The 661-nt window shown below is 49.2% G+C and carries 1 protein-coding gene; it reads right to left on the bottom strand.

What is annotated here, in order from left to right; genetic code table 11:
• Nucleotides 1–62: 62 nt before the first annotated feature.
• Nucleotides 63–661 (bottom strand): amino acid ABC transporter ATP-binding protein (locus tag ACTHUM_RS17115; protein ID WP_440403571.1); only part of this gene is annotated, 599 nt, incomplete at its 5' end.

Raw genomic sequence — 661 nt, 5'->3', positions numbered from 1 at the left:
ATTTTCAACTTTCAAAATCATTCAAACCGATCATGCCGTCTGAAATTTCAGACGGCCTAAGTTTAATGTGTCATCACCTGTTGCAGGAATTGTTTGGCACGCTCGTGTTTCGGATTGGTAAAAAACTCTTCCGGCGTTTCATCTTCCAGAATCTGGCCTTTATCGACAAAAATCACACGGTCGGCGACTTCGCGCGCAAAACCCATTTCATGGGTTACGCACATCATGGTCATACCGCTTTCCGCCAAGTCTTTCATCACTTTTAATACTTCGCCGACCATTTCAGGGTCAAGCGCAGAAGTCGGCTCGTCAAACAACATCACGCGCGGCTCCATCGCCAAACCGCGTGCAATCGCCACACGCTGCTGCTGACCGCCGGAAAGCTGGCCGGGCAGCGCGTCTTTTTTATGCGCCAAGCCGACGCGTTCCAAAAGCTCCATTGCTTTCTTTTCCGCCTCTTCACGGCTTTGGTTTTTTACTTTCATCGGAGAAAGAATAATGTTCTCCAAGACAGTCAAATGCGGATACAGATTGAAGCCTTGGAACACAAAGCCCACTTCTTCACGCACCTCGTTCAAATCGGTTTTCGGATCGGCAACATTGATGCCGTCCACCCAAATCTCGCCGCTTTCAATGCGCTCGAGTTGGTTTACCGTACGAA

This window comes from Neisseria sp. P0021.S006, from assembly GCF_051956895.1.
Note: the sequence above shows the minus strand (reverse complement) of the source record. Positions and strands in the feature narration are given on the sequence as shown.